Here is a 22,527-nt window from a genome sequence, read left to right as displayed (position 1 = left end):
AAATGTGACTTGCAAGTCTTCGTGCCCTTTGTGGTTAAACAAAACTACAATATCGACTTCAACTCCGCCCAAACATTCGCCCCTACGATTTTAGCGCCTTCGGCAGTGGGATGGATGCCATCGCCCTGATTAAGCCTGCGTATGCCCGCAACATCCTGCAGCAGGAAAGGTACCAGCACCATATCATTTTTGGTAGCCAGCGTGGGGAATATGTTCTTGAAATCGTTGGCATAATTGGCACCCATGTTGGGCGGTACCTGCATGCCTGTCATTACCAGTTTTGCTTTCGGGTATTTTGCTTTTACTCTATCGATGATGGCTTGCAGGTTCTTTTCCGTATCTTCAACAGGCAGGCCGCGGAGGCCGTCGTTAGCGCCAAGTTCCAGTACGAAGATATCGAGCGACTGCTGTTTCAGCAACCAATCAATGCGGCTAAGGCCGCCGGCAGATGTTTCGCCGCTCAGGCCGCCGTTTACAACGGTATAGGGCAGTTTGGCCGAATCTATCTTAGCCTGCACCACGCCGGGGAATGCCTGCGAGGCATCTTCGAGCCCATAACCTGCAGTTAAGCTATCGCCAAAAAACAACACGATTTTTTTTCCTGCGCCCGTGCTTGCTGTGGTTGTCGATGTTGTATCGCTCTGAGCCTGTTTCTTATCGCCGCCGCAGGCGGTCAAAAGGGCAGTCAGCAGTAATACGGATGTTATTTTGAATGGATGTTTCATGTTTAAATTTAAGCGTTTGAACGTAACACCTCCAGCGGCGGTTTGTTTAATATGCCCCGGCTGTTGAGTAAGCCTATGACTACCGTTAACCCCGTGATGGCTACGAATATGTAAGCAACAGGTGCAAAATCTACGTGGTAAGGTGTTTTAAAAGTGTATTTAGCCAGTAACCAGCTGCTGCCTATGGCGATAACGATACCGGTTAAAGCCGATAGCGCGCCAAGGAACAGGTATTCTAAGGCGGTGATAGAAAATATCTGGCGGCGGCTGGCACCCAGCGTGCGCAGCAAAACGCTCTCTTGTATGCGTTGGTATTTGCTGATGCGTACAGAAGAGATAAGCACGATGATACCCGTAAGGATACTGAACCCGCTCATGAATTTGATAACATAGCCAATCTTATCCAGCAATTCATCCAGCACGGTAAGCACCAGGCCAAGATCGATGATAGATACGTTGGGGAATTGTTTCACCACCGCCTGCTGGTAAGCAGCCGAAGACTTTTGTGACGGCACATGCGTAAGCAACACATGGAACTGCGGCGCAGCCTCCAACACCCCGCTAGGGAACAGCACCTGAAAGTTGGTTTGCACCCGGTTCCAGTTCACCTTGCGTATGCTGCTGATATAGGTATTCATAATAACGCCCTGCACGTTGAATACCAGCTTATCGCCAACTTTGGCGTTTATCCTTTGCGCAAAACGTTCCTCTGCCGATACCGGGATATCCTTGCCCGGCGTGGCCTTGCCTATGAATTTGCCCGACGTGATGTCCTCCGAACTGGTGAGCGAATCGCGATAGGTAACGCGGTATTCCCAGGCGTAGGCGCGGGGCGATATGCGCAGCGTGCTGTCCTTTTTGGCATCCGCGGCGGTTTTGCCGTTCACTTTCTCCAGCCGCATGGTAATGATGGGTACTTGCGATAGCACCGGCAGGCCCTGTTTTCGGGTGAGCTCGGCAAGGGGTTTTTCCTGCGCGGTTTGGATATCGAACAAGATCATATTGCTTTGGTTGCCGCTTGATGATAGCGACACCTGCGCAATAAGCAATTGCTGTATCAGGAATAAAGTAGCGATAAAGGCCGTGCTTAGGCCGATAGATACCGTAAGGATGATGGTTTGGTTACGTGGCCGGTACAGGTTGGCGAAGCCCTGCCGCCAGATGTAGCTCCAACTGCTCATGATCAACAGGCGCGTAAAACGGATGAGCAACCAGGCAATGGCCGTCAAAATCAGGAAGGCGATGAGGATGCCGACGGTGAACGTTGCTGCGCTCGCCCAATCTTCCAGTTGCAGGTACGAGAAACTCACCACAAAACCTACCACTAACAAATACACCAGCCAGCGGAACGGGTCGCGCTTGGTGGCGGTGTCTTCGAATGATAGGCGCAGGGTGTTCAAGGGCGATATGTTGCGGATATTGATGAGCGGCAGCAGCGCGAACAGTACCGATATAATAATGCCCAGCACAATCCCCTGCCAAATGGCCATCCAGGAGATTTGTACGGATATGGTAATCGGCAAAAAATCCTTCAATACGAACGGTAGCAAATGCTGGATGGAAGTGCCCAATATAGCGCCTGCTACCGAGCCGATAAGGCCGATGCCGGTAATCTGTATCAGGTAAATCAGGAACGCTTCAGAAGCTTTTACGCCCATGCAGCGCATAATGGCGATGGAGGCAATCTTCTCGCGGATGTAGATGTTGATGGCGCTTGCCACGCCCACACAGCCCAGCAGCAGGGCTATAAAACCCACCAGCGACAAGAACCGCGACAAATCGCCAAAGGAGCGACCGGTGTTTTCTTTGCGGCCCTCTACGGTATCATAGCCATAATCAGCTTTATCCAGTGCAGGCTCAAGTTTCTTGGAAAGTTTTTCGGCATCGGTGCCGGGCTTCAGTTTATAATAGTAAGCATAATTGATGCGGCTGCCTAAGCCAATCAGTTTGGTTTCTTCCAGGTATTGGAAGGGGATATAAACGATAGGTGCAATGCCTGCCGCTATTCCGGTTTGCCCCGGTGCTTTATTCAGGATGCCTGCTATGGCGAATGAGGTGCTGCCCACTTTTATCGAATCGCCCACTTTGGCATTGAATTGCAGCATCAGCGTTTTATCAACCAAAGCGTATTTGCCTGTTTTGAAGCTTTTGCCCGCCTGCAATGGCGTGGTCTCTAAATCGCCATAGTAGGGGAACGCGCCCTGCAAAGCCTTTATGTTCACCAGTCGCGTGCCCTGCGTGCGGGTGAAGTATATCATCGAGGCAAAGCTGCGCTCCTCTGACCGATCGCCGGCGATGGAATCGAGCAGGGATTGTAGCTTTTTGTCGGGCTGTTTGTTGCCGGTGATGCTGAGGTCGGCACCGATAAGGGTTGCGGCCTGGGCATTGATGTCGTTCTGTATATTATACCTAAACGAGTAGATAGCCACCAACGCCGCTATGCCGAAGATGATGGAGGAGATAAACAGCAACAGCCGGGCGCGGTTGCGGCGGCTATCGCGCAGGGCCATCTTAAATAGCCAGGCAAAGTTTATTTTGCGATTGTAATTGATGTTGTCCATTTCAGCCGCTATTTGTTGCCTGTGGGTTCGTCGGAAACCAGCTTGCCGCCTTTTATGCGCAATATGCGCTGTGTTTTGGCAGCCAGTTCCAAATCGTGCGTTACCAGCACCAGGGTGGTACCGGCTTCAGTATTCAGGTCGAAGATGAGTTTCACTACTTTCTCGCTGGTTTCGGCATCTAAATTCCCGGTGGGTTCATCCGCAAACAATATCCGGGGCGAGTTGGAGAACGCCCTCGCCAAGGATACCCTCTGTTGCTCGCCACCCGATAGTTGGGCAGGGTAGTGGTGGCCGCGGTCGGCCAGGCCTACTTTATCCAGCAGATCTAAAGAGCGGGCTTTGATATTCTTCTCGCCGCGCAGTTCCAGCGGCACCATCACGTTCTCCAAAGCGGTAAGCGTTGGTAATAGCTGGAAATTCTGGAAAATGAAACCTACGTACTGGTTGCGCACCTGCGCACGTTTATCCTCGCCCAGCGAGCCAAGGTCTACACCGTTGAGCGCTACCAGGCCCGATGTTGCGCTATCCAGCCCGGCGCAGAGGCCAAGCAAGGTAGTTTTGCCGCTGCCCGATGGGCCTACGATGGCATTTGCCGTGCCGGCGCCTATGGCGAAGTTGATATTATCTAAAACCGTTAAGGTGCGCCCCGCGCTTTTGTAGGTTTTGTAGAGGTTGGAGATGTTCAGTATGGTTTCCAAAACGATTATATATTTTGCTGGTGCCTTGTAAATATCAATGTATTCTTAACAAAGCGATTGTATAATATTATTACTTACAAATGCATTACATTTCTATACGGTTTTTAAAATGCCAATATTATTTCTACACTTGTAATTAATACAATTGTAAATAAACTTACCGCTCATGCATGAATATCCCGGGCAGCTGCGTATGCTGGTTGCTGTTGACTGTATTATATTTGGTTTTGATGGCTTAAACGTAAAATTGTTACTGGTGAAGCGTGGTTTAATGCCCGAGAGGGGCAAATGGAGCCTGATGGGTGGCTTTATGAACCCCACGGAGAGCCCCGAAGATGCCGCAACCCGAGTGCTGGAAGAGCGCACCGGGCTAAAGGACGTATATATGGACCAATTCATGGTGTTTGGCAAACCCGGCCGCGACCCTGTGGAGCGCACCCTTTCGGTAGCGTACTTTGCTTTGATAGATATACACCAATATGAAGAGCAGCTAACCGGCGAGTATAGCCCCGAGTGGTTTTTGCTGGATAAGATGCCGCCCATGGTTTTCGACCATGCCGAGATGGTGGCCGGCGCGCTGAAGCAGCTTCGCTATAAGGCGGCGCTGCACCCGATATTGTTTCAATTGCTGCCTGGTAAGTTTACTATACCGCAGTTGCAGGCCCTATACGAGGGGGTTTATCAAACCGAGTTCGATGACCGTAACTTTAGCCGCAAACTGCTATCAACAGGCTTGCTGGTGAAACTGGCCGAAAAGGATAAGCTATCATCAAAAAAAGGCGCGTTCTATTACCGGCTGGACCAATCGCACTACGAAGAGAACTTCGAGAAATTTTTGAACCTGGTACCCAATCCTGATAAGTTTTTTTAGCGATAAAAAGCGATATATTTACGGGGATATTGCGCAAGCCGCCATTACGGGTTTGAATTTTAGTAAATATTTTAAACCTGAGCGCTTTTATGTTGCAGCCAATTAAATATAAACTATTGTTAAGTTGAATAAGGTTAAGGCGATAGGTGCGGCGGTGGCAATTATATTGGCATGTTTTAGCCATTTTTCCTTCGCGCAATCCAGCCAGGGTAAAGAGTTTTGGACGGGATGGATGTCGCACATCAAAGGTTCCGAGAATAGCCAGATGAGCCTTTACATTACCGGCGGCGCAAACACAACAGGCAAGGTAGAGATTGCCGACGGCAGCTTCTCTATCGCCTTCACCGTAACGGCCAACCAGGTTACCACGGTGGTTATCCCCGCAAGTGCATTTATAAAAGGGCAGGGGCAGTCAATGAAAGGTTTGCACATCACTGCGCAAAAGAATATTGCGGTTTATGCGCATATCTACGCCAGCAGCGTATCGGGCGCAACGCTTTTACTGCCTGTAAATGCCCTGGGCAAAAATTACTATTCCATCAACTACACCCAGGCCTCCAACTCCCAACAGGTTGAAAACGTCCCCTCGTACTCTATTTTTATGGTGGTTGCTACCGAAGATAATACTACGGTAGAAATCATCCCGAAGGGCAACCTGTTGAATGGTATTTTGGCCGGCCAAACTTTAACCATCACATTAAAAAAAGGCGAAGTTTACCAGGGGCTGTCGGCCACCGACCTCACCAACACGGTTATCCGCACCAAAAACGTAAACGGCGATTGTAAGCCCATAGCCGTATTCTCGGGCAGCAGCAAAATCGGCATCGGCTGCCCCGAAACGAATTTTACCTCTGATAACCTTTTCCAGCAGGTGTACCCTATTTCATCCTGGGGCAAAAATTACATCACCGTTCCGCTAAAGAACCGTAATTACGATATATTCAGGATAATTACCAGCGAGGATAATACCGCTATCAAAATTAACGGTAGCAGCACGTTCATCCCGGTTGCGGGGTTGATGAACTACGAATTTACCTCGCAGCAAACTAACGTGATAACGGCAGATAAGCCCATACAAGTGGTACAATACGCCATATCGCAGGGGCAAAACCTCAACGGCTGCACGCATGATAACAATGACCTTGGCGACCCCGAAATGATATACCTAACGCCTACCGAGCAAACGCTGGATCAGGTTACGTTATACTCCAGCCCATATTTCAACATCATTGCCAACTATATCAACGTAGTCATCAAAACCGACCAGGCGTCAACCTTTACGCTGGACGGCAAGCCATACACCGATTTTACCCCCGTGCCCGGCAACTCTATATATTCCTACGCGCAGATAAGCGTAAATGCGGGTACGCACAACATTAGGGCAGCAGAGGGGTTCAACGCCATTGCCTATGGTTTTGGCAACCTCGAATCGTATGGGTATGCGGCAGGTGCGAGCCTCAAGAACCTTAACCAGTTTATCGCACTGGAGGATGCCGCCGCGGGCAGCCATAGCACTGTCAAAATAAACGGTTGTAAAGATATTGAGTATAAATTGCTGCTGACGCTGCCTTATCCCACCCCCCGCATACAATGGGATTTTAAAGACGGCACAACACCGCTTATAATAAACAACCCCGCGGTAACCGGCACGGCCATTAAAGAGGGGAAGACCCTATATTACTACGAGTATTATAAACCGGTGAAATTTTCGGCCGGCGACTACAGCGTTACAGCTACGGTGAACAACCCCAACGGCGATATTTGCGGCGCTACCACCGATATTGATTTCGATTTCAACATTAGCGAATACCCCGATGCCAAATTTACGGTTGATGGCGCCTGCCCCGGCGAAGCTGCCAGCTTTACCGATGTTACGGATACCAAGGGCATAGCTATAAAAACCTGGCTATGGGATTTTGGCGACGGGCAAACAAGCGCCCTGCAAAACCCAAAGCACGTGTATGCAGCGCCAGGCAATTATAATGTTGTATTAACTACCGTGAACTTTAATGATTGCGCTGCGGTTTCGCAGCCCATGGTTGTGCATGTTGCTAAGGAGCCGCTGGCTGCTTTTAAGATCAGCGCACCACTTTGTGCGGGTAAAGAGATTACCCTTACCGATGCTTCTACAACCACAGATGGCAGCATTAAAGCCTGGATTTGGGATTTTGGCGACGGCACCAACGCCACGTTTAATGATAATAAGCCGTTTACGCACTTATACGCCAATACCGGGAGCTACAAAATAAAGCTCACTGTAGCCAACCAAAGCGGCTGTGCGGGCCTGCCTGCAGAGAGCACCATCGTAATTAACCCCATCCCCGTAGTTAATTTTACCCTGCCCGATGTTTGTATATCTGATGTTGCCCGCTTTAGCGATAAAAGCACTATTGCCGATAATACCGAAGGCGGCTTTACCTACCTGTGGGATTTTGGCGATGCCAGGGCGAATGCTGCCAACCCTAATACATCCACACTTAAAAACCCCAGCCATAGGTACACCCTTGCAGCGGTGTACACGGTTAAGCTTACGGTAACCAGCGCAAGCGGGTGCGTGTTCGAGAAGACCCAACAGTTTACGGTGAACGGCGCGCAGCCAATGGCCAAGTTTACCGTGCGCGATAAGGATGCGCTGTGCAGCAGCAGTCCCGTAGTGATGGATGAAGCCTCCACGCTGGATTTTGGCAACTTCACCAAAATTATTTGGTATTACGATTATAACGGCAATCGCCAGGATGCGGAAACCTTTTTGCGGCCCAACCTGCCTGCAGATAGGATATACAGCCACAGCTATGCCTTATTCAACACGCCTGCCACCAAAACTTACCGCCTGCGGATGGAGGCCTACTCGGGCGATGCCTGTGTAGATGTTACCGAGCAGGATATCGTTATAAAAGCTAACCCCATTGCCCAGGTTACCGCTTTAGGTAGCATTTGCCTGGAAATACCGCCGGTGCAATTAATAGCTAACAACAATGGCTATGCCGGCACGGGCGTTTTCAGCGGCAGGGGAGTGAATTCTTCGGGTTTATTTAGTCCCGCGACTGCGGGAGTGGGCGTTGCCACCATTACCTATGTTTTTACGGCTACGAACGGCTGCAGCTATACTAACATACAACAGATTACGGTTAATCCTACGCCAACGGTAAATGCCGGAGGCAATACCGGCCTGCTGGAGGGTGGTACGGTGCTTTTGAAAGCGAAGGCCAGCGGCAAGGGTTTAACTTATAAATGGACCCCGGCCACAGGGCTGGATCATGATGATGTTTTGAATCCCGTATGCGCTGCAACAGACGATATTAGTTACCGGTTAACCGTTACCAGCAGCGACGGCTGCCAGCAATCTGACGAAATTTTTGTTAAAGTGCTGAAAAAGTTGGGCGTAATAAATACCTTTACGCCTAACGGAGACGGATTTAACGACACCTGGACCATAAAATATCTCGAAAGTTACCCCGGAAACACTGTTGATGTGTACAACCGATACGGAGAAAAGGTATATTCGTCTGTTGGTTACGGCATTCCGTGGGACGGCACCTACAAAGGCGCAAATTTACCATCAGGAACATATTATTATATTATAAACCCTAAAAACGGCCGCAAAGCTGTTTCGGGAAGTGTCACAATTATCAGATGAGAAAAAACTTACTTCTAATGGTATTGCTTACTTTGTTTGTGCGAACGGCATTTGCACAACAGCGCCCGCAATACACGCAATATGTATTTAATAATTTTTTACTGAACCCGGCCGTGGCTGGTATTGAAAACTATACCGATGCCAAACTGGGCTACCGCAGCCAGTGGACCGGCTTGCAAGGCGCACCGGTAACCAGTTACTTCAGCATAAACGCACCGCTTGGGGAGGATTTTTTGCAGGGCGATGCAACCGCCTTCCCGGCATCGGGAGGGGAGAACCCATCCAGCAGGTTGTTTACGCAGTATTACCGCGCCGCCGAACCGCATCATGGTATAGGTTTTGCCATAGTATCTGATAAAGCAGGCCCCATTACCCAAACCAATATCGATGCCAGCTATGCTTACCACCTGGGCCTTACCGACCAGCTTAACCTGGCCGTAGGCGTACAAGCAGGGGTGAACCACATTAACCTGAATACGGATATGATAACGCTGGAGACGCAAAACGACCCGGCCCTCAACAATATCAACAACAACCAATGGAAACCCGATTTGGGCGTGGGCTTATGGGCCTATTCATCCAGGTTTTACTTCGGCGTATCGGTGCAGCAGATTTTGCCGCAGAACCTGTATATAACTACCGGCAATACTGCTAACCAAAGCAAAACCGTGCCGCACTACTTCGCAACAGGCGGCTACAAAATATTCCTTTCAGATGATGTTACATTGCTGCCATCGGCCCTGTTAAAGTTCATCGATCCGGCACCGGTAACTTTCGATATCAACATGAAGTTATCCTTCCGCGATAGGTTCTGGTTCGGCGGCTCGTTCCGTAAAGGCGATTCGTACTCGGTACTGGCCGGTTTTAACCTCAGCTCGGTAATAAACGTAGGCTATTCGTACGATGTTACCACATCTGCCCTGCGCACCGTAAGCAACGGCTCGCACGAGGTGGTGCTGGGTATATTATTGAATAATCGTTACAACGTAAGAAGCCCACAACACGGGTTTTAATTAGTTCATAGCTGATGGTTCATAGTTCATAGTAGAAGAAAGGGTTCGTTAATTGATAGCTTATTAGCACAAAGTGAAAATATGGCATTCAGGTTCGAAAGTTTGCAGGTTTGGCAGCGGGCACTCGATTTAGATGAGCGTATCAATCAACTAACGAAATCATTTCCGAAAGACGAAGTTTATACGCTAACCTCGCAAATGAAACGGGCCGCGGATTCTGTTGTGCTCAATATAGCAGAGGGTTCTACCGGGCAAACTAAAGCCGTTTTTAAGGTTTTCCTCACTTATTCTTTTCGTTCGGGTATTGAAGTTGTAAGTGCTTTATTTATTGCGCAAAAACGTGGGTACATAAACGACGAGCTGTTCGCCGACTTATATTCGGAATACGAAATCTTAGTTAAAATGATTACCGCACTAAAGAACAGTTTATAAATTTAGTTCATGGTTTATGGTTGATAGTTCATGGCTAATAGTTCATGGATGATAACAGAAGAAGTAGTTGATAGGGGATTAGACCCTTACTATGAACCATGAACCTTTTCCCGCAGCTGCTATGAACCATGAACCATCAGCTATGAACTAACTACAGTTCCTTCCTCAGCCTTGCAACCGGGATGTTCATCTGTTCGCGGTATTTGGCTACGGTGCGGCGGGCTATGTTGTAGCCGGCATCTTTTAATATGTCGGTCAGTTTTTCGTCGGCAAGGGGGTGGCGTTTGTCTTCCTGGCCAATGTGCTCTTCCAGTATCTTCTTAACCTCCTTGTTTGATACCTCTTCGCCGCTTTCGGTTTGGATAGCTTCCGAGAAGAACGATTTCAGCAGGAAAGTGCCATGCTCGGTTTGTACGTATTTGGAGTTGGCCACGCGCGATACGGTGGAGATATCCATGCCAATGCGGTCGGCAATATCTTTCAAAATCATCGGCTTCAGGTTTTTGTCGTCGCCGGTTAAAAAGAAATCGTACTGGTACTGCATTATGGCGTTCATGGTTTTCAGCAGCGTTTGCTGGCGCTGCTTAATAGCATCTATAAACCATTTGGCCGAATCGAGCTTCTGCTTCACAAATTGCACTGCTTCTTTCAGCTTCTTGTCCTTCTGCGAAGCCTTATCGTAATGCTGGAACATCTCCTGGTAAGAGCGGCTCACCTTCAGTTCGGGCGCATTCTTACTGTTTAGTGTTAGTATCAGCATGCCATCGTTGTTACTGATATGGAAATCGGGTATCACCTGCATTTGCTTGGTGCTTACCTCGTTGCTGTCGCCCGGTTTGGGGTTTAGCTTCAGTATCTCGGCAACAACGCCGCGTAACTCTATGGAATTCATATTCAGCACGCGTTCCAGTTTATCGTAATGCTTACGGGTAAACTCGTCCAGGTAATCTTCAACAATTATAATTGCTTTTTTTACAATAGGGTCGTTAGCATCTTTTTTGCGGAGTTGTATCAGCAGGCATTCCTGCAGGCTACGCGCGCCAACGCCGGCCGGATCAAAGCTTTGAATTACTTTCAGCATATCCTCCACTTCCTCATCTTCGGCCATCACGTTCTGCGAAAAGGCCAGGTCGTCGGTAATGTTCATGATGGGGCGGCGCAGGTAGCCATCGTCATCAAGGCTGCCGATGATCTGCTTGCCTATAGCAAAATCTTTGTCTGATACGGGGAGCAGATCCAGTTGCGATTGCAGGCTCTCGAAGAACGAGCTTTGCACGGCAATGGGTATTTCCTTGCGTTCGTCTTCGTCTTCGCCGTTTTGGTCGTAACGAGAGCCATAATCGTTCACGTTATCTTCCTGCAGGTAGTCGTCTATATTAAACTCGTCCATCTCTCCACGCTCTTCGTCGGCGTTGAACTTATCTTCGTCGGGGTCGCGGTCGGGGTATTGTTCCTCGGGTTCGTTTATATTGGCCAGGCTTATATCTTCAAGCGCGGGATTTTCTTCCAGTTCTTCTTTTATACGGGTATCTAACGATACCGTAGGCACCTGCAACAGCTTGATGAATTGTATTTGCTGCGGCGAAAGTTTTTGTAAAAGCTTTTGTTGAAGGTTCTGTTTAAGCATAATTAAGACAAAGGCAAAAGTACATCAATTACCTTAACTTATAAAATAAACAAAAGGCATTGGTGTAATGTTGTAAAGGCGTATCGGCGTATTTTGTTTGAAAGCATGATACAATGTTTAAAATTTAACCTTTAAATATATCGTTATGGCTTTTTTAAAAGAGTTTAAGGAGTTTGCCATGCGTGGCAATGTGGTTGATTTGGCGGTGGGTGTGATTATCGGGGCCGCGTTTGGCAAAATAGTTGATGCCCTGGTGAAGGATATTATTATGCCGCCATTAGGGTATCTGCTAGGCGGAGTAGACCTGTCTAAATGGAAATTGGTGTTAAAGCCGGGCGATGCAGCAGCTAAAGTGGAAGAAGTTGCTATAAGTTACGGAAGCTTTTTAAGCGCTGTTGGTGAATTTTTGATTATTGCTTTATGTATATTTATGGTGGTTAAAATAATGAATAAACTTAAACGAAATGAAGCAGAAGTGGTGGCTGCAACACCTGCCGCGCCGCCTGCACCGTCAACAGAAGAAGTATTGCTTACCGAGATAAGGGATATTTTGGCTGCGAAGAAATAATGACAGCCAAAAGGATATTTACCGGAAGCGTAAAGGCCGTGATCTTTGTAAGTGTTTGCGTATTTATATGTTATTCACATCGTTACAATTCGCCTTATGGAGCATGGTCTTTGGTTGGTATTTGTGGGGGATTTTTAATTTTAACTGCCGTTAGGTTACATGGCCAGACATCAAATGACCTGCGCAATTCGATTATCTTTAATTACACAGGGCTAATAGTTGGTTGCGTTTTAGCAGCGTATGTATTGAGATGGGTTTATCAAAAATACGAACTTGCAGCGCACGGGCTGATTACTAAGGGAATAGTTGTGGGATTTAACCAGGTAATTGTAAAGCACACTGTTGCTAATTACGCTGTTGTTTATTATCGGTTTAACAACCGATTTTACACCCAAGAGTTTAGGGACGCGGATAACATGCTACAAACCTCAGATACAGTTACAATGTCGTGTTCATCAACCGATCCGGAACTTTGTGATATAACAGCTTATCAACGAAATGGCGTTCAAATAAAATGGTGAGTGTAGATTTTTTAAGGCGTGAAGCATTATCGCTATTTGGATTATTGAAGTTTGCCGTTTTGTGTTCCCCCAAAGAGTTCGATATAACTGAGGTAATTGTAGAATAAATACACCTTGTACTGATAAGTTGTGAGCGATTATAGTAAAGAGGACTTGAAAGTGATGTGGTACATGTATCCCGCTATCGCAGTCTTTATATTGGTTGCGTGCTATTTTTGTACGCAATATAACGACAAGCAGGTTGAAAGCAGGCTAGCTAAAGAGGGTGTAACGGTGTATTGTCGCATTGATTCCGTTTATGAATGGAGTAATTCTAAACGGACCGAATACCATGTTATGGTGGATTATACCCGTTCAGGAAAAAATCAGCGGCTTGATTTGGAAGTTGACTACAAGGATTTTATATCGAGCAAATACAGCGACACACTAATTTTAAAGCGCCTGCCTAATAATGATGCCCCAAGCTATATGAAGGTGTCGGGTTTTAGAGGTTATAGGTAGACTATTAAAGCAAATGATAACGACTGAAACGTTGCGCCAAACCGCGCTTTCTTTGCCGGAAGCGACCGAAGAGCCGCACTTCGAGAAAACCGCCTTTAAAATAGCCGGGAAAATATTTGCCACCATGGTACCCGAAAACGCACGGGCTACAGTAAAGCTATCGCCGGCCGACCAGGACATCTTTTGCCTTGCCGAAGGCAACGGCGTTTACCCCGTACCTAATAAGTGGGGTAAACTTGGCTGGACACATATCGACCTGAATGCTGCAAAACCCGAGATGTGTACCGAACTATTAAAGGTAGCCTACTGCGAAGTGGCGCCAAAGAAATATGCGGCGCTGGTTAGTTTTGAGGAGTGAGTGCAACTATCCACTACGTCGTTGCGAGTCGCTGCGCTGGGAAACGCGTGGTTGGGCGACGTGGCAATCCTCGGCAAGCAGAGCGGATTTGCGAAGTTCCTATTCTTGCCGATGGTTGCCACGCTATCGCTCGCAATGACGAGGTGGTAAAACGCTTTTAAAAAGTCTTCGCTAGCTTAGGGTCCGTCAAAATAATATAATCTCCGAATTTGGCATATTTGCTCCAATCGGGCTTGTCGAAGTTATCATCGGCGTAGGCCTGTACGTTGATTACCTTTATTTTAGGCGCGTACTTCTTTAGCTGCGCAACGGTACCCAGTTTTTCTTCACTATGGAAGCCACCGTTTACCTGCATTATTTTAAAGTCTTTATGCGCCTTGTAAAATTTGGCTATGGAGTAGCCCATTGTGGCATCCCACAGATTTTGCGATTGATACACGTGCATGGGGCCACCGTGCCCACCCATCACCTCGCCGAATTTATCGTAATATCGGCCGGTTGCGGTATCTATCGGTAAGGGCGGCAGCCAGGTTTTGGCGGTGGCATCCAGTTTTTGCAGGTCGCCAAGCCCAACGCGGGTGGTCATATTGGTGTAGCGGGTAGGGGCATTGGCAGCAATAACGGGCAGGTTATTGTCTTTGGCGGCATCAACCATTGGGCGGTAATCTTTATAGTTTTTCCAGGCGCGGCCCTCGGTAATCAGGTTCTTCTCGCGGATAAAGCCGGCCAGGTACTCGTTCAATACTGTTTGGCAATCGGTTTGGAACATCTCCATTGATAGCGCTGTTTTAACAGGGTATTTCGCTGCCAGCATCTTAAATAGCACGGCTTCCAGGTAATGGCCCGTGCTATCATTATGCTCCTCGCCGAAGAAAAGTACATCGTTCTTTTCCATATCATTAATTACATCATCCAGCGTAGCCGGGGCATTTTTGGCTGTATTGTATATTTTATAGTGGGCGGCCATAGGGTCCTGGCAAAAGGCGGCGAGAGGAAGCAAAATAAGCAGCAGGCAGGCGGTAAATTTCATGAGATAAGCGGCTATGTTAATATGTTAATAAATACGCGTTATCAAATAACAACATTTCTATTTGAAAAAACTAAAAAATACGCTACATTTGCACTCTTGTTTTTTAGGACGAAGATTAAGCATAATAAGAATAAAATATAGCCATGAAAAGAACGTTTCAGCCCTCACAAAGGAAAAGAAGGAATAAACACGGTTTCCGTGAGCGCATGTCAACTGCTAACGGCAGGAGGATATTAGCAGCAAGAAGAGCCAAAGGCCGCAAAAGATTGTCAGTTTCTGACGAGCGCACCCACAAAGCTTAATATACTGGTTGTTTTTCCTTATTAAAATAAATAAGGGGCCGAACCGGTTACAAGCTTAATTTAGGTTCAGCACTAACAACTATGCATACTTTTAAAAAAGAAGAACGGTTATGTAATAAGAAGCTTATAGACGGGCTTTTTCATAACGGTTCTTCTTTTTTGTGTTACCCCTTCCGGGCCTCCTGGATGCCTGTAGATAACGCGCAGCAATTCCCTGTGCAGGTAGTGTTCTCGGTGGCAAAAAAGCGCTACAAACGCGCTGTGGACCGTAACGTGATCAAGCGCCGCATGCGCGAGGCTTATCGCCTCAACAAACAAGCCTTGTTATATGATGTACTGGCCGATGCCGATAAACGCATCATTTTGTCTATTGGCTTCATTGGCAAAGAACTGGCCGATTACGCCCTTATCGAAAAAAAAATGCTTAAGCTTTTGGCGCAGCTTGGGGGGCAGGTAATCAAATGAAGTTTTTGTGGGATATATTTGCCCGCCTTATTGGCAGTATTTTTTTGCTGCTGATAAAGTTTTACCAGTACTTTATATCACCTATAACCGGGGCATCGTGCCGTTATACGCCCACCTGCTCGCAATACGGGGCAGAGGCTATTAAAAAATATGGGCCATTTAAAGGCGGTTGGTTTACCATAAAACGCATAGCCAGCTGCAACCCCTGGGGCGGCCACGGGCATGATCCGGTACCATAACAGTTGGTTCATAGTTCATGGGAGATGGTTCATAGCAGCATCTGAAGACGCACCTTCTCCCTTCAAACTATCAACCATGAACTATCATCCATGAACTAAAATGACCATACTACAAATAGAAACAGCAACAACCTCCTGCTCGGTAGCATTAGCCCGGGATGGGCAGGTATTGGGCCTTAAAGAGATAGACCAACGTAATATACACGCCGAGGTAATAACGCTGTATATAGATGGTTTGCTAAAGTATGCGGGTATAGGTTACGATGCCTTGGATGCTGTTGCGGTAAGCTGTGGGCCCGGCTCATACACGGGCTTGCGTATTGGTGTTTCTACTGCAAAAGGCTTATGTTTTGCGTTGGATAAACCGCTGATATCGGTTGATACCCTGGCGGCTATGGCTAAAGGTATTGCAGATGCTGAAGGCGATATGCTATTATGCCCTATGATTGATGCCCGCCGCATGGAAGTGTTTACGGCTATATTCGATCAGCAGGGTGATGTGGTTAAGCCTACCGCAGCCGAAATAGTAAATGGAGATAGCTTTGCGGATTTATTGGCCGATAATAAGATATTATTTTTTGGCGATGGTGCAGATAAATGCCGCGTGGCTTTAAGCGGTAACTCTAATGCCAATTTCCGCACCGGCTTTGCCAATTCTGCGGCACACCTCACGGCTATAGCTGCCGAAAAATACCTCGCTCAGGATTTTGTAGATGTGGCTTACTTCGAGCCTTATTACCTTAAAGATTTTATCGCCGGCAAAAAGGCGAACGCCTAATAATCGTCGCCACTACCAAACAGGCGGTTCCATATCCTGCGGAAGAAACCCGGTTTATTATCCGTAGGCACGTAGCTCGCATTAAGCGGGTGCTCTATCAGCGGGCCGAATTTAAAGGTTGCGCCAATGAATATGTCTTCGCCGGTATAAGCCGCGCTCCGGTTTATCTGGCCGGTATTTTTTGTTGATGCCAATGCCAGCCTTGCGGTTGGTATCAACCTTTCGCTCCCGGCAAAAAACTCCACATTGGGCGTTTTTATCATAAACTGGCCGCCCACGCTTAATATTTTGTAGTTATTGTAGCTGGTGGTAAGCGTTACCGTGTAGTTTTTATATTGCACGGGGTTTACAAGCGCCGCCGTTACGCCATCAAAAAACACCTCTTTAGAAATGATGAACGTTGGCGAATATTTATACAGGTTGTTATAATCGAGCCAGTAGGTTTTGTTTGCGCTTATCTCAATCTTGCTGTTAGTGGGTGTTATGAAACCGCCGATTTTGTCGTTGGTTTTGGTGATGTGCCTGGCCGCTTCGTAGATGTTGTGCTCGCGCTGGCTCGACGAAAACTGTGTTATGGTATCAGTAGCGGCAAAATTATACACGCTGGATCGGTTGCTCCAGTGGATAAAGCCCATATCCTTAAGGTTGAATTGCAGGTTGAATGCATCCCTTGTGCGGTACGATACCCCAAAGCCCGCGGATATACCCGGGTTGCGGAAGGTTGGCAAATAATCGCGCCCGGTAAACGGCCCGGGGTTATAATTAAGGTGGTACCTGCCAGTCATAGCAACAATTGCCTGGTCGCCCGGCCGGTCTATATCCAGCGACGAAGTTTTTGTTTCTAATTTTTGGTAACGGATACCCATCAATGCGCTAAGCTTTATGCCCAGGGCCAGCTTGCGGTCTATTTTTTCGCGATAGGTAAAACTAAGCTGGTGGTAGGCCTGGTAAGTACCCTGGTTGTTGAAGATGTTGTCGTAATGGTCGTCGGCAAAGGCATTTGGGCCGTTGTACAAGGCTATAGTTTCGTCGCTGAAAAGGCCGCGGGCCTCTATTTTGCTTTGTGCCGATATACCAATCTCGGCATTACCCTCCAGGTTGGTGAACATCTTGAACATCAGCGAGTAGTAGTTGATGTTGCCATTTACCCGGTTCATGCGCCCCTGGTTAAATGTTAGGTTGGTGGTGGTATAATAACCTAAAAATGCCCTTGATTTTAATGGGATTTGCGAATTGCCCGTTAAGAAAGTATTGGTAGACAAATTGGGTAGCAGGAAGTTGAAAGCAAACTTGCGGCTGGAATCGGGGATGAAGGTGCCGCGCGACGGGTTTTCGAAAGAATCATACAAAGTGCCGGTATTGTATTGCGAAAATTGTTGGCCAAAGGAGTGTACAGTAATTAACAGCAGGGGAAATGCTAATAAAAATTTCTTCATAAATCGCTTCGTATTCTTTGCTCGCGTTAAGGCTCTTAAATATATCATTCCAATTTCACTTAGCGCTAAACTACGCCAATATTATGCTCTTTTAACGGAATACAGCGGCAAGGGTTGTATTTATTGTTGGTTTTGGCCGTTTTTTGCGCTGAGCGTAGTGTCGCGCTGGTTTCGTAGCATGCAAAAGTTGGTGTAGAAATTGCCATCGGTGGCGGTGAGCTGGTACGATGCCGATTGGAAATCCTGCAAGGACAGCTTGTTGTTTTCGTAAGCATCGAAAACATTATCCTTCAGGTCGTTTTTCAATATCATGCGGGCGTTTTTGAAATTGATGTAGAATGTTACGTTGCTGCGCTCGGCCATCAGGTTATCAAAACGCTGGTACGAATCGGTCTTGCTCATGAATTTACGGTTAAGATAGCTATCGGCAAAGCTATCCAACTCCTTAACGCTGTTGGCGAGCACAAGGTAATTATCGAATATCCTGAAATAAGGCCGGCGGAACATGTTGAAGGCATCGCCGAATAGGAAATAAGGCAGCTTGTTGTAATTTAACTCGCCGGTATCATCATTTATCATTGTGCTGATGTTTACCATAAAGGGGCGTAGTTTTGAGCCGTCTTTTACGGTTATCAAGGCAAATTTCTCACGGTAACGAGTAGTAACTACGGCAAACTCTTTGCCTAGCAGTTTGGTAAGTTCTGATTTTAGGTTGATGCCGGTCTCGGCTTTTACCCTTTTCATAAGCGTATCCCGGTCGGTTTTCAGCCCCGCCTTATCCTGGAAGGTGCTCAGATCGTGCATAAATTTCTCAGGGTCGGATGCCGCCATATTTATGGCATACGCCGTAGTGGAAGGGAAAATCTCTTTCAGCTGGTTTTCTACCGGTGCCTGGGCAATAAACAGGTTGAGGTAGCTGGTCGGTTTGTTGGCATCTGCTTTGGTATAGCCGTTAAACATCAGCGCATCTGCTTTGTAATTGAGATTGAGCGCAGCTGAAGCAGGCAGCAACCGGAAGTTTTTGAAGATATCGTTGTTTTTGGTTTTGAACAACTTATCAAAAAGCGGCGATAGCTGGCTGTAATTGATGTAAAGATTGGCCAGCGAATTTGAGTTTTGCTGATCGGGCAAGAGCAGGAAGGCCGAGGTTTCCTTATCGTTCTGAGGGGAGGCCACCTGGGCTATGAGTTCTTTAGAAAAACTTGCCGAGTAAATGTTTTCTTCGGTATTGAGGAGATAGAAGCGTTTTTTGAGCGAAGCTAAGTAGATAACAAAGCCCCTTTTTTCATTCATGGTAAACGAAGTGATGAGCATCCCCGTTTTTTTTTGCTTAGCCAGGGCATCGATGATACTTATTTCGAAATCTTTCCCGGCGGCCGCGGTAAGCAGCAGTTGGGGCTCCGAACCGGTATTGGGGTGCAGTGAAAGGAATACGTTGCTACCCTCGAAGAATTGCCTCAGCGCCGCATTGCCAAAGAGCGTTTGGCGCACGGTATCCAGCTCGCTTATCGCTTGTTCGCCTATCAGGCTGCCCAGCAGGGTGTTGTCGGTAAAGATTTCGTAAAAGCCCTTATCGTTGCTGAATTCGAAAACGGCTACAGCGCTATCGGGTATGGTGCGCATAATGTTGCCCGCGTGTACGCCAGACGAGTTTAAGCTTTTGAAATACTTAATCGTAAGGTACCCGGTGCCCACAACAAGAATTAGCGTAAATAGGATGAATCTTTTCATGTGGCTTTGCGCCCGCAATTTAGAATTTTACCGTACCACAATAAAGTAATACTTTCATTTGGTTAACTTAGCCTTTTATATCTGCATGAACAAACAAATTATAAGTACCGCTGCACTCCTGGGTGCTATTGCCGTTATTTGCGGCGCGTTCGGCGCGCATGCGTTGGGGGCAAAACTACAGCCCCGGCAGCTGGAAGTTTGGCATACTGCGGTTCAGTACCAGTTTTACCATGTTTTCGCTTTGCTGTTCCTCTCTACCTTTGCCAGGTTCAAAAATAATCTTATCGTAGCTTCTTACTGGTGTTTCACGTTAGGGATATTGCTTTTCTCGGGCTCGTTGTATTTACTGGCCTGCCGCGATTTATTGAAAATGCCTGGTTTGGTAGCCATAGGCCCGGTTACGCCCCTGGGTGGTTTATTGTTTATAATTGGCTGGATAACGCTTGCGCTGGCTGCGTTCCGCAATAAATAAGCCCATGTTAGAGTTTGCCGAGGTACAGCAGCCTAACCGTAAAACGCTTTTTGTTGAGGTGATATTGCCTTTGGCCATCAGCCTTAACTATACCTACCGCATACCTTTCGATATGAACAGTGCTGTTGCTGTAGGCAAACGCGTGGTGGTGCAGTTTGGCAAAAGCAAGCTTTACACAGCCGTTATAGCCGCCATTGGCGAGCATGCGCCCGAAAAATACGAGGCGAAGTACATCATTGAGGTATTGGACGATGCTCCCGTGGTTACCCAAAGGCAGCTTGCTTTTTGGCATTGGGTGGCCGAATATTATATGTGTAATGCAGGCGAGGTGATGAACGCCGCCCTGCCATCGGCACTTAAACTGGCCAGCGAAACCAGGATAATGCTGAACCGGGAACATGAGTACGATAAAACCCAGCTAAACGATAAAGAGTACCTGATTACCGAAGCGCTTGACATACAGCCGGAGTTGACGGTGAGCGATATCGTAAAACTCCTTGGCCAAAAAACGGTGATGCCGATACTGCGCTCGCTGTTCGAGAAGAACATCATCATCCTATCTGAAGAAGTAAGCGAGCGATACAAGCCGCGCCGCAAAACCTATATCACTTTAAACCCGGTTTACCTTAACCCCGATAACCGCCGCGAACTATTCGAGATACTGGAAAAACGCGCGCCAAAGCAGGCTGATGCTTTGCTGGCCTATATGAAGCTATCGCGGCAGCAAAAAACCGTCGCCAAAAACGAATTGATAGAGGAAAGCGGCGCGGGCGAAGCCAGCATAAAATCGTTGATAGAAAAGGAAGTGTTTTTTGCCGAGCAGAAGGTGATTAGCCGCCTTGGGTATGAAGAAGATGCCGAAGAAAGCAGCTTGTTTGAACTGAGCCCGGCGCAGCAAAATGCTTTGACAGAAGTCCGCGAACATTTCGCGAAGAAGGACGTGGTATTGCTGCATGGCGTAACAGCCTCAGGCAAAACGCAGTTGTATATCAGGCTGATAGAGGAGATGATTGCCACCGGCAGGCAGGTGCTTTATTTGTTGCCCGAGATTGCTTTAACTACCCACATTATAGAGCGGCTGCGTATTTATTTCGGGGGTACCATTGGTGTTTACCATTCGCGGTTTAATGATAACGAACGGGTAGAGGTATGGCAAAAAGTGCTGCGCGGCGAATACAAAGTGGTGCTGGGCGCACGCTCATCGGTGTTTTTGCCGTTCCACGATTTAGGGCTCATCATCGTAGACGAGGAGCACGAAACCTCTTACAAGCAATACGATCCTGCGCCACGCTACAATGCCCGCGATGCGGCCATTTACCTGGCCAATATGCACAGTGCCAAAGTGCTGCTGGGCTCGGCAACGCCTTCTTTCGAAACGTATTACAACGCCCGCACAAGTAAATACGGCCTGGTAGAGCTTGTCGAACGCTACGGAGGCGTACAGTTACCCGCCATAGAGGTAGTAAGCATATCTAAGGAGCTGAAACAGAAAACCATGCAATCGCATTTCAGCAGCGTGCTGATGGCCGATATGCAACTGGCCCTGGAAAACAAGGAGCAGGTGATACTGTTCCAAAACCGGAGGGGCTATGCGCCGGTGCTAATGTGCCGGGTTTGCGCCCATACGCCAAAATGCATCAATTGCGATGTGAGCCTTACTTACCATAAGCATACCACCAAGCTGCATTGCCATTACTGCGGCTATAAGGAAGATACGCCCGCCGTTTGCCCTGCCTGCGGCTCAACCCATCTCGAATATAAAGGCTTCGGTACCGAAAAGGTGGAGGATGAACTCTCCGTTTTGATGCCGGATGTGCGGCTGGCCAGGATGGATCTGGATACCACCCGCTCGCGCAATTCGCTGCAAACCATCCTCAATAACCTCGAAGAAAAAAAGATTGATATACTCATCGGCACCCAAATGGTTGCCAAAGGACTCGATTTTGCCGATGTTACCGTTATAGGTATCATCAACGCCGACAGCCTTTTGAAATATCCGGATTATCGTGCCAACGAGCGCAGCTACCAGATGCTATCCCAGGTGAGTGGCAGGGCAGGGCGGAGGGGCAAGCAGGGCAAGGTGGTTATCCAAACTTACGACCCAAGCCATCGCGTAATAAAACAGGTGATAGAAAACGATTACCTCGACCTGTACCTCACCGAAATGGAGGAACGCAAAAGCTTCCACTATCCGCCGTTCTACCGTATCATCAGCATTGATGTAAAGCACATGAACCCCGAGATACTCTACAACCAGGCCGAATACCTGGCAACCGAACTCCGCAAGCATTTCGGCGACCGTGTGATTGGCCCCGAGCCGCCCCTCGTCAACCGCATCCGTAATTTCTACATCAAAACCATTATGCTGAAGTTTGAGCGGGATGGCATTTCCATCGTAAAAGCCAAAGCGCTGTTAAGGGAGGTAATCACACAATTCCACACGACGAAGTTGAGTAAGGGGAGCGTGGTGCAGCCTGACGTGGATCCATACTAAAATAATTAGCCTCTAAATCAATCCAATAAAAGAGGTGTTAGCTAAATCAATCTGGTTAATGGCTAAAT

The 22,527-nt window shown here is 47.7% G+C and carries 21 protein-coding genes; 14 read left to right on the top strand and 7 right to left on the bottom strand.

The features are described 5' to 3' along the window. Positions 1-44: 44 nt before the first annotated feature. Genes AC1DYT_RS09165 through AC1DYT_RS09155 form a run of 3 tightly spaced genes read right to left on the bottom strand, consistent with a single transcriptional unit; the run spans position 45 to position 3,984 of the window. Positions 45-725, bottom strand: a complete 681-nt coding sequence (locus AC1DYT_RS09165) for an arylesterase (protein WP_477469319.1) — start codon at positions 723-725, stop codon at positions 45-47. Positions 726-733: 8 nt separating this feature from the next. After that, positions 734-3,286: an ABC transporter permease gene (locus tag AC1DYT_RS09160; protein WP_477469318.1), complete on the bottom strand. Its 2,553-nt coding sequence runs from the start codon at positions 3,284-3,286 to the stop codon at positions 734-736. Positions 3,287-3,294: 8 nt separating this feature from the next. After that, on the bottom strand, positions 3,295-3,984 hold the full coding sequence (locus AC1DYT_RS09155) for an ABC transporter ATP-binding protein (RefSeq protein WP_477460344.1): 690 nt from the start codon (positions 3,982-3,984) through the stop codon (positions 3,295-3,297). A 166-nt stretch (positions 3,985-4,150) separates the two neighbouring features. On the opposite strand from AC1DYT_RS09155, the gene AC1DYT_RS09150 reads away from it, so the two are divergent. The 4 genes from AC1DYT_RS09150 to AC1DYT_RS09135 all read left to right on the top strand — a co-directional run bounded on the left by AC1DYT_RS09150 (position 4,151) and on the right by AC1DYT_RS09135 (position 9,937). Then, entirely contained in the window at positions 4,151-4,855 is a 705-nt protein-coding gene (locus tag AC1DYT_RS09150) for an NUDIX hydrolase (RefSeq protein ID WP_477469317.1), read from the top strand. A gap of 124 nt (positions 4,856-4,979) precedes the next feature. Then, positions 4,980-8,492, top strand: coding sequence for a PKD domain-containing protein (locus AC1DYT_RS09145; RefSeq protein ID WP_477469316.1), 3,513 nt, complete (start codon positions 4,980-4,982; stop codon positions 8,490-8,492). Continuing rightward, a complete protein-coding gene (locus AC1DYT_RS09140; protein WP_477469315.1) occupies positions 8,489-9,505 on the top strand; it encodes a PorP/SprF family type IX secretion system membrane protein in 1,017 nt (338 codons plus the stop codon). The genes AC1DYT_RS09145 and AC1DYT_RS09140 overlap by 4 nt, the downstream gene beginning before the upstream one ends. A gap of 81 nt (positions 9,506-9,586) precedes the next feature. Continuing rightward, positions 9,587-9,937 carry a four helix bundle protein gene (locus tag AC1DYT_RS09135; RefSeq protein WP_477469314.1) on the top strand — a complete coding sequence of 117 codons (351 nt, stop codon included), beginning with the start codon at positions 9,587-9,589 and terminating at the stop codon, positions 9,935-9,937. A 151-nt stretch (positions 9,938-10,088) separates the two neighbouring features. Here the strand turns inward: AC1DYT_RS09135 and rpoN are convergent, their stop codons facing one another. Further along, positions 10,089-11,564, bottom strand: a complete 1,476-nt coding sequence (rpoN, locus tag AC1DYT_RS09130; RefSeq protein WP_477469313.1) for an RNA polymerase factor sigma-54 — start codon at positions 11,562-11,564, stop codon at positions 10,089-10,091. A gap of 145 nt (positions 11,565-11,709) precedes the next feature. Here rpoN and mscL point away from each other — a divergent pair, with 145 nt between their 5' ends. The 4 genes from mscL to AC1DYT_RS09110 all read left to right on the top strand — a co-directional run bounded on the left by mscL (position 11,710) and on the right by AC1DYT_RS09110 (position 13,512). After that, entirely contained in the window at positions 11,710-12,132 is a 423-nt protein-coding gene (gene mscL / locus AC1DYT_RS09125; RefSeq protein WP_477469312.1) for a large-conductance mechanosensitive channel protein MscL, read from the top strand. After that, on the top strand, positions 12,132-12,653 hold the full coding sequence (locus AC1DYT_RS09120; protein ID WP_477469311.1) for a hypothetical protein: 522 nt from the start codon (positions 12,132-12,134) through the stop codon (positions 12,651-12,653). Before mscL ends, AC1DYT_RS09120 begins: the two co-directional genes overlap by 1 nt. Before the next feature lie 129 nt (positions 12,654-12,782). Beyond that, positions 12,783-13,154 (top strand): hypothetical protein, encoded by a 372-nt coding sequence (locus AC1DYT_RS09115; protein ID WP_477469310.1) that lies wholly within the window; start codon positions 12,783-12,785, stop codon positions 13,152-13,154. A 13-nt stretch (positions 13,155-13,167) separates the two neighbouring features. Then, complete coding sequence (locus tag AC1DYT_RS09110; protein ID WP_477469309.1) at positions 13,168-13,512, top strand: MmcQ/YjbR family DNA-binding protein; 345 nt, start codon at positions 13,168-13,170, stop codon at positions 13,510-13,512. A 157-nt stretch (positions 13,513-13,669) separates the two neighbouring features. On the opposite strand, the gene AC1DYT_RS09105 is transcribed toward AC1DYT_RS09110, so the two are convergent. Next, a complete protein-coding gene (locus AC1DYT_RS09105) occupies positions 13,670-14,542 on the bottom strand; it encodes a ChaN family lipoprotein (protein ID WP_477469308.1) in 873 nt (290 codons plus the stop codon). Between the two features lie 143 nt (positions 14,543-14,685). On the opposite strand from AC1DYT_RS09105, the gene rpmH reads away from it, so the two are divergent. From rpmH to tsaB, 4 genes are all read left to right on the top strand, one after another. After that, positions 14,686-14,844 carry a 50S ribosomal protein L34 gene (rpmH, locus tag AC1DYT_RS09100; RefSeq protein WP_133234571.1) on the top strand — a complete coding sequence of 53 codons (159 nt, stop codon included), beginning with the start codon at positions 14,686-14,688 and terminating at the stop codon, positions 14,842-14,844. An 81-nt stretch (positions 14,845-14,925) separates the two neighbouring features. Beyond that, positions 14,926-15,309: a ribonuclease P protein component gene (rnpA, locus tag AC1DYT_RS09095; protein WP_477469307.1), complete on the top strand. Its 384-nt coding sequence runs from the start codon at positions 14,926-14,928 to the stop codon at positions 15,307-15,309. Continuing rightward, entirely contained in the window at positions 15,306-15,548 is a 243-nt protein-coding gene (yidD, locus tag AC1DYT_RS09090; RefSeq protein ID WP_477469306.1) for a membrane protein insertion efficiency factor YidD, read from the top strand. Before rnpA ends, yidD begins: the two co-directional genes overlap by 4 nt. Before the next feature lie 100 nt (positions 15,549-15,648). Beyond that, positions 15,649-16,326, top strand: coding sequence for a tRNA (adenosine(37)-N6)-threonylcarbamoyltransferase complex dimerization subunit type 1 TsaB (tsaB, locus tag AC1DYT_RS09085; RefSeq protein ID WP_477469305.1), 678 nt, complete (start codon positions 15,649-15,651; stop codon positions 16,324-16,326). Here tsaB and AC1DYT_RS09080 read toward each other — a convergent pair. Together AC1DYT_RS09080 and AC1DYT_RS09075 are read right to left on the bottom strand one after the other, a co-directional pair. Beyond that, entirely contained in the window at positions 16,323-17,762 is a 1,440-nt protein-coding gene (locus tag AC1DYT_RS09080) for a DUF5723 family protein (RefSeq protein WP_477469304.1), read from the bottom strand. The two genes, tsaB and AC1DYT_RS09080, sit on opposite strands and share 4 nt — an antisense overlap. Before the next feature lie 120 nt (positions 17,763-17,882). Then, positions 17,883-19,493: a hypothetical protein gene (locus tag AC1DYT_RS09075; RefSeq protein WP_477469303.1), complete on the bottom strand. Its 1,611-nt coding sequence runs from the start codon at positions 19,491-19,493 to the stop codon at positions 17,883-17,885. A gap of 85 nt (positions 19,494-19,578) precedes the next feature. Here AC1DYT_RS09075 and AC1DYT_RS09070 point away from each other — a divergent pair, with 85 nt between their 5' ends. After that, positions 19,579-19,965 carry a DUF423 domain-containing protein gene (locus AC1DYT_RS09070; RefSeq protein WP_477460358.1) on the top strand — a complete coding sequence of 129 codons (387 nt, stop codon included), beginning with the start codon at positions 19,579-19,581 and terminating at the stop codon, positions 19,963-19,965. A gap of 4 nt (positions 19,966-19,969) precedes the next feature. Further along, positions 19,970-22,459: a replication restart helicase PriA gene (gene priA / locus AC1DYT_RS09065; RefSeq protein ID WP_477469302.1), complete on the top strand. Its 2,490-nt coding sequence runs from the start codon at positions 19,970-19,972 to the stop codon at positions 22,457-22,459. The last annotated feature ends 68 nt before the right edge of the window (positions 22,460-22,527 follow it).

The sequence above is a fragment of the Mucilaginibacter sp. P1_D10 genome (assembly GCF_056406215.1).
This window is presented reverse-complemented; position numbering and strand designations above follow the sequence as displayed.

What these genes read in the sequence shown, in the direction of transcription:
- AC1DYT_RS09165 (WP_477469319.1), bottom strand. Translation starts at nt 725, where the DNA reads ATGAAACATCCATTCAAAATAACATCCGTATTACTGCTGACTGCCCTT.
- AC1DYT_RS09160 (WP_477469318.1), bottom strand. Translation starts at nt 3,286, where the DNA reads ATGGACAACATCAATTACAATCGCAAAATAAACTTTGCCTGGCTATTT.
- AC1DYT_RS09150 (WP_477469317.1), top strand. Translation starts at nt 4,151, where the DNA reads ATGCATGAATATCCCGGGCAGCTGCGTATGCTGGTTGCTGTTGACTGT.
- AC1DYT_RS09140 (WP_477469315.1), top strand. Translation starts at nt 8,489, where the DNA reads ATGAGAAAAAACTTACTTCTAATGGTATTGCTTACTTTGTTTGTGCGA.
- AC1DYT_RS09135 (WP_477469314.1), top strand. Translation starts at nt 9,587, where the DNA reads ATGGCATTCAGGTTCGAAAGTTTGCAGGTTTGGCAGCGGGCACTCGAT.
- rpoN (WP_477469313.1), bottom strand. Translation starts at nt 11,564, where the DNA reads ATGCTTAAACAGAACCTTCAACAAAAGCTTTTACAAAAACTTTCGCCG.
- mscL (WP_477469312.1), top strand. Translation starts at nt 11,710, where the DNA reads ATGGCTTTTTTAAAAGAGTTTAAGGAGTTTGCCATGCGTGGCAATGTG.
- AC1DYT_RS09120 (WP_477469311.1), top strand. Translation starts at nt 12,132, where the DNA reads ATGACAGCCAAAAGGATATTTACCGGAAGCGTAAAGGCCGTGATCTTT.
- AC1DYT_RS09110 (WP_477469309.1), top strand. Translation starts at nt 13,168, where the DNA reads ATGATAACGACTGAAACGTTGCGCCAAACCGCGCTTTCTTTGCCGGAA.
- AC1DYT_RS09105 (WP_477469308.1), bottom strand. Translation starts at nt 14,542, where the DNA reads ATGAAATTTACCGCCTGCCTGCTGCTTATTTTGCTTCCTCTCGCCGCC.
- rpmH (WP_133234571.1), top strand. Translation starts at nt 14,686, where the DNA reads ATGAAAAGAACGTTTCAGCCCTCACAAAGGAAAAGAAGGAATAAACAC.
- rnpA (WP_477469307.1), top strand. Translation starts at nt 14,926, where the DNA reads ATGCATACTTTTAAAAAAGAAGAACGGTTATGTAATAAGAAGCTTATA.
- yidD (WP_477469306.1), top strand. Translation starts at nt 15,306, where the DNA reads ATGAAGTTTTTGTGGGATATATTTGCCCGCCTTATTGGCAGTATTTTT.
- tsaB (WP_477469305.1), top strand. Translation starts at nt 15,649, where the DNA reads ATGACCATACTACAAATAGAAACAGCAACAACCTCCTGCTCGGTAGCA.
- AC1DYT_RS09080 (WP_477469304.1), bottom strand. Translation starts at nt 17,762, where the DNA reads ATGAAGAAATTTTTATTAGCATTTCCCCTGCTGTTAATTACTGTACAC.
- AC1DYT_RS09075 (WP_477469303.1), bottom strand. Translation starts at nt 19,493, where the DNA reads ATGAAAAGATTCATCCTATTTACGCTAATTCTTGTTGTGGGCACCGGG.
- AC1DYT_RS09070 (WP_477460358.1), top strand. Translation starts at nt 19,579, where the DNA reads ATGAACAAACAAATTATAAGTACCGCTGCACTCCTGGGTGCTATTGCC.
- priA (WP_477469302.1), top strand. Translation starts at nt 19,970, where the DNA reads ATGTTAGAGTTTGCCGAGGTACAGCAGCCTAACCGTAAAACGCTTTTT.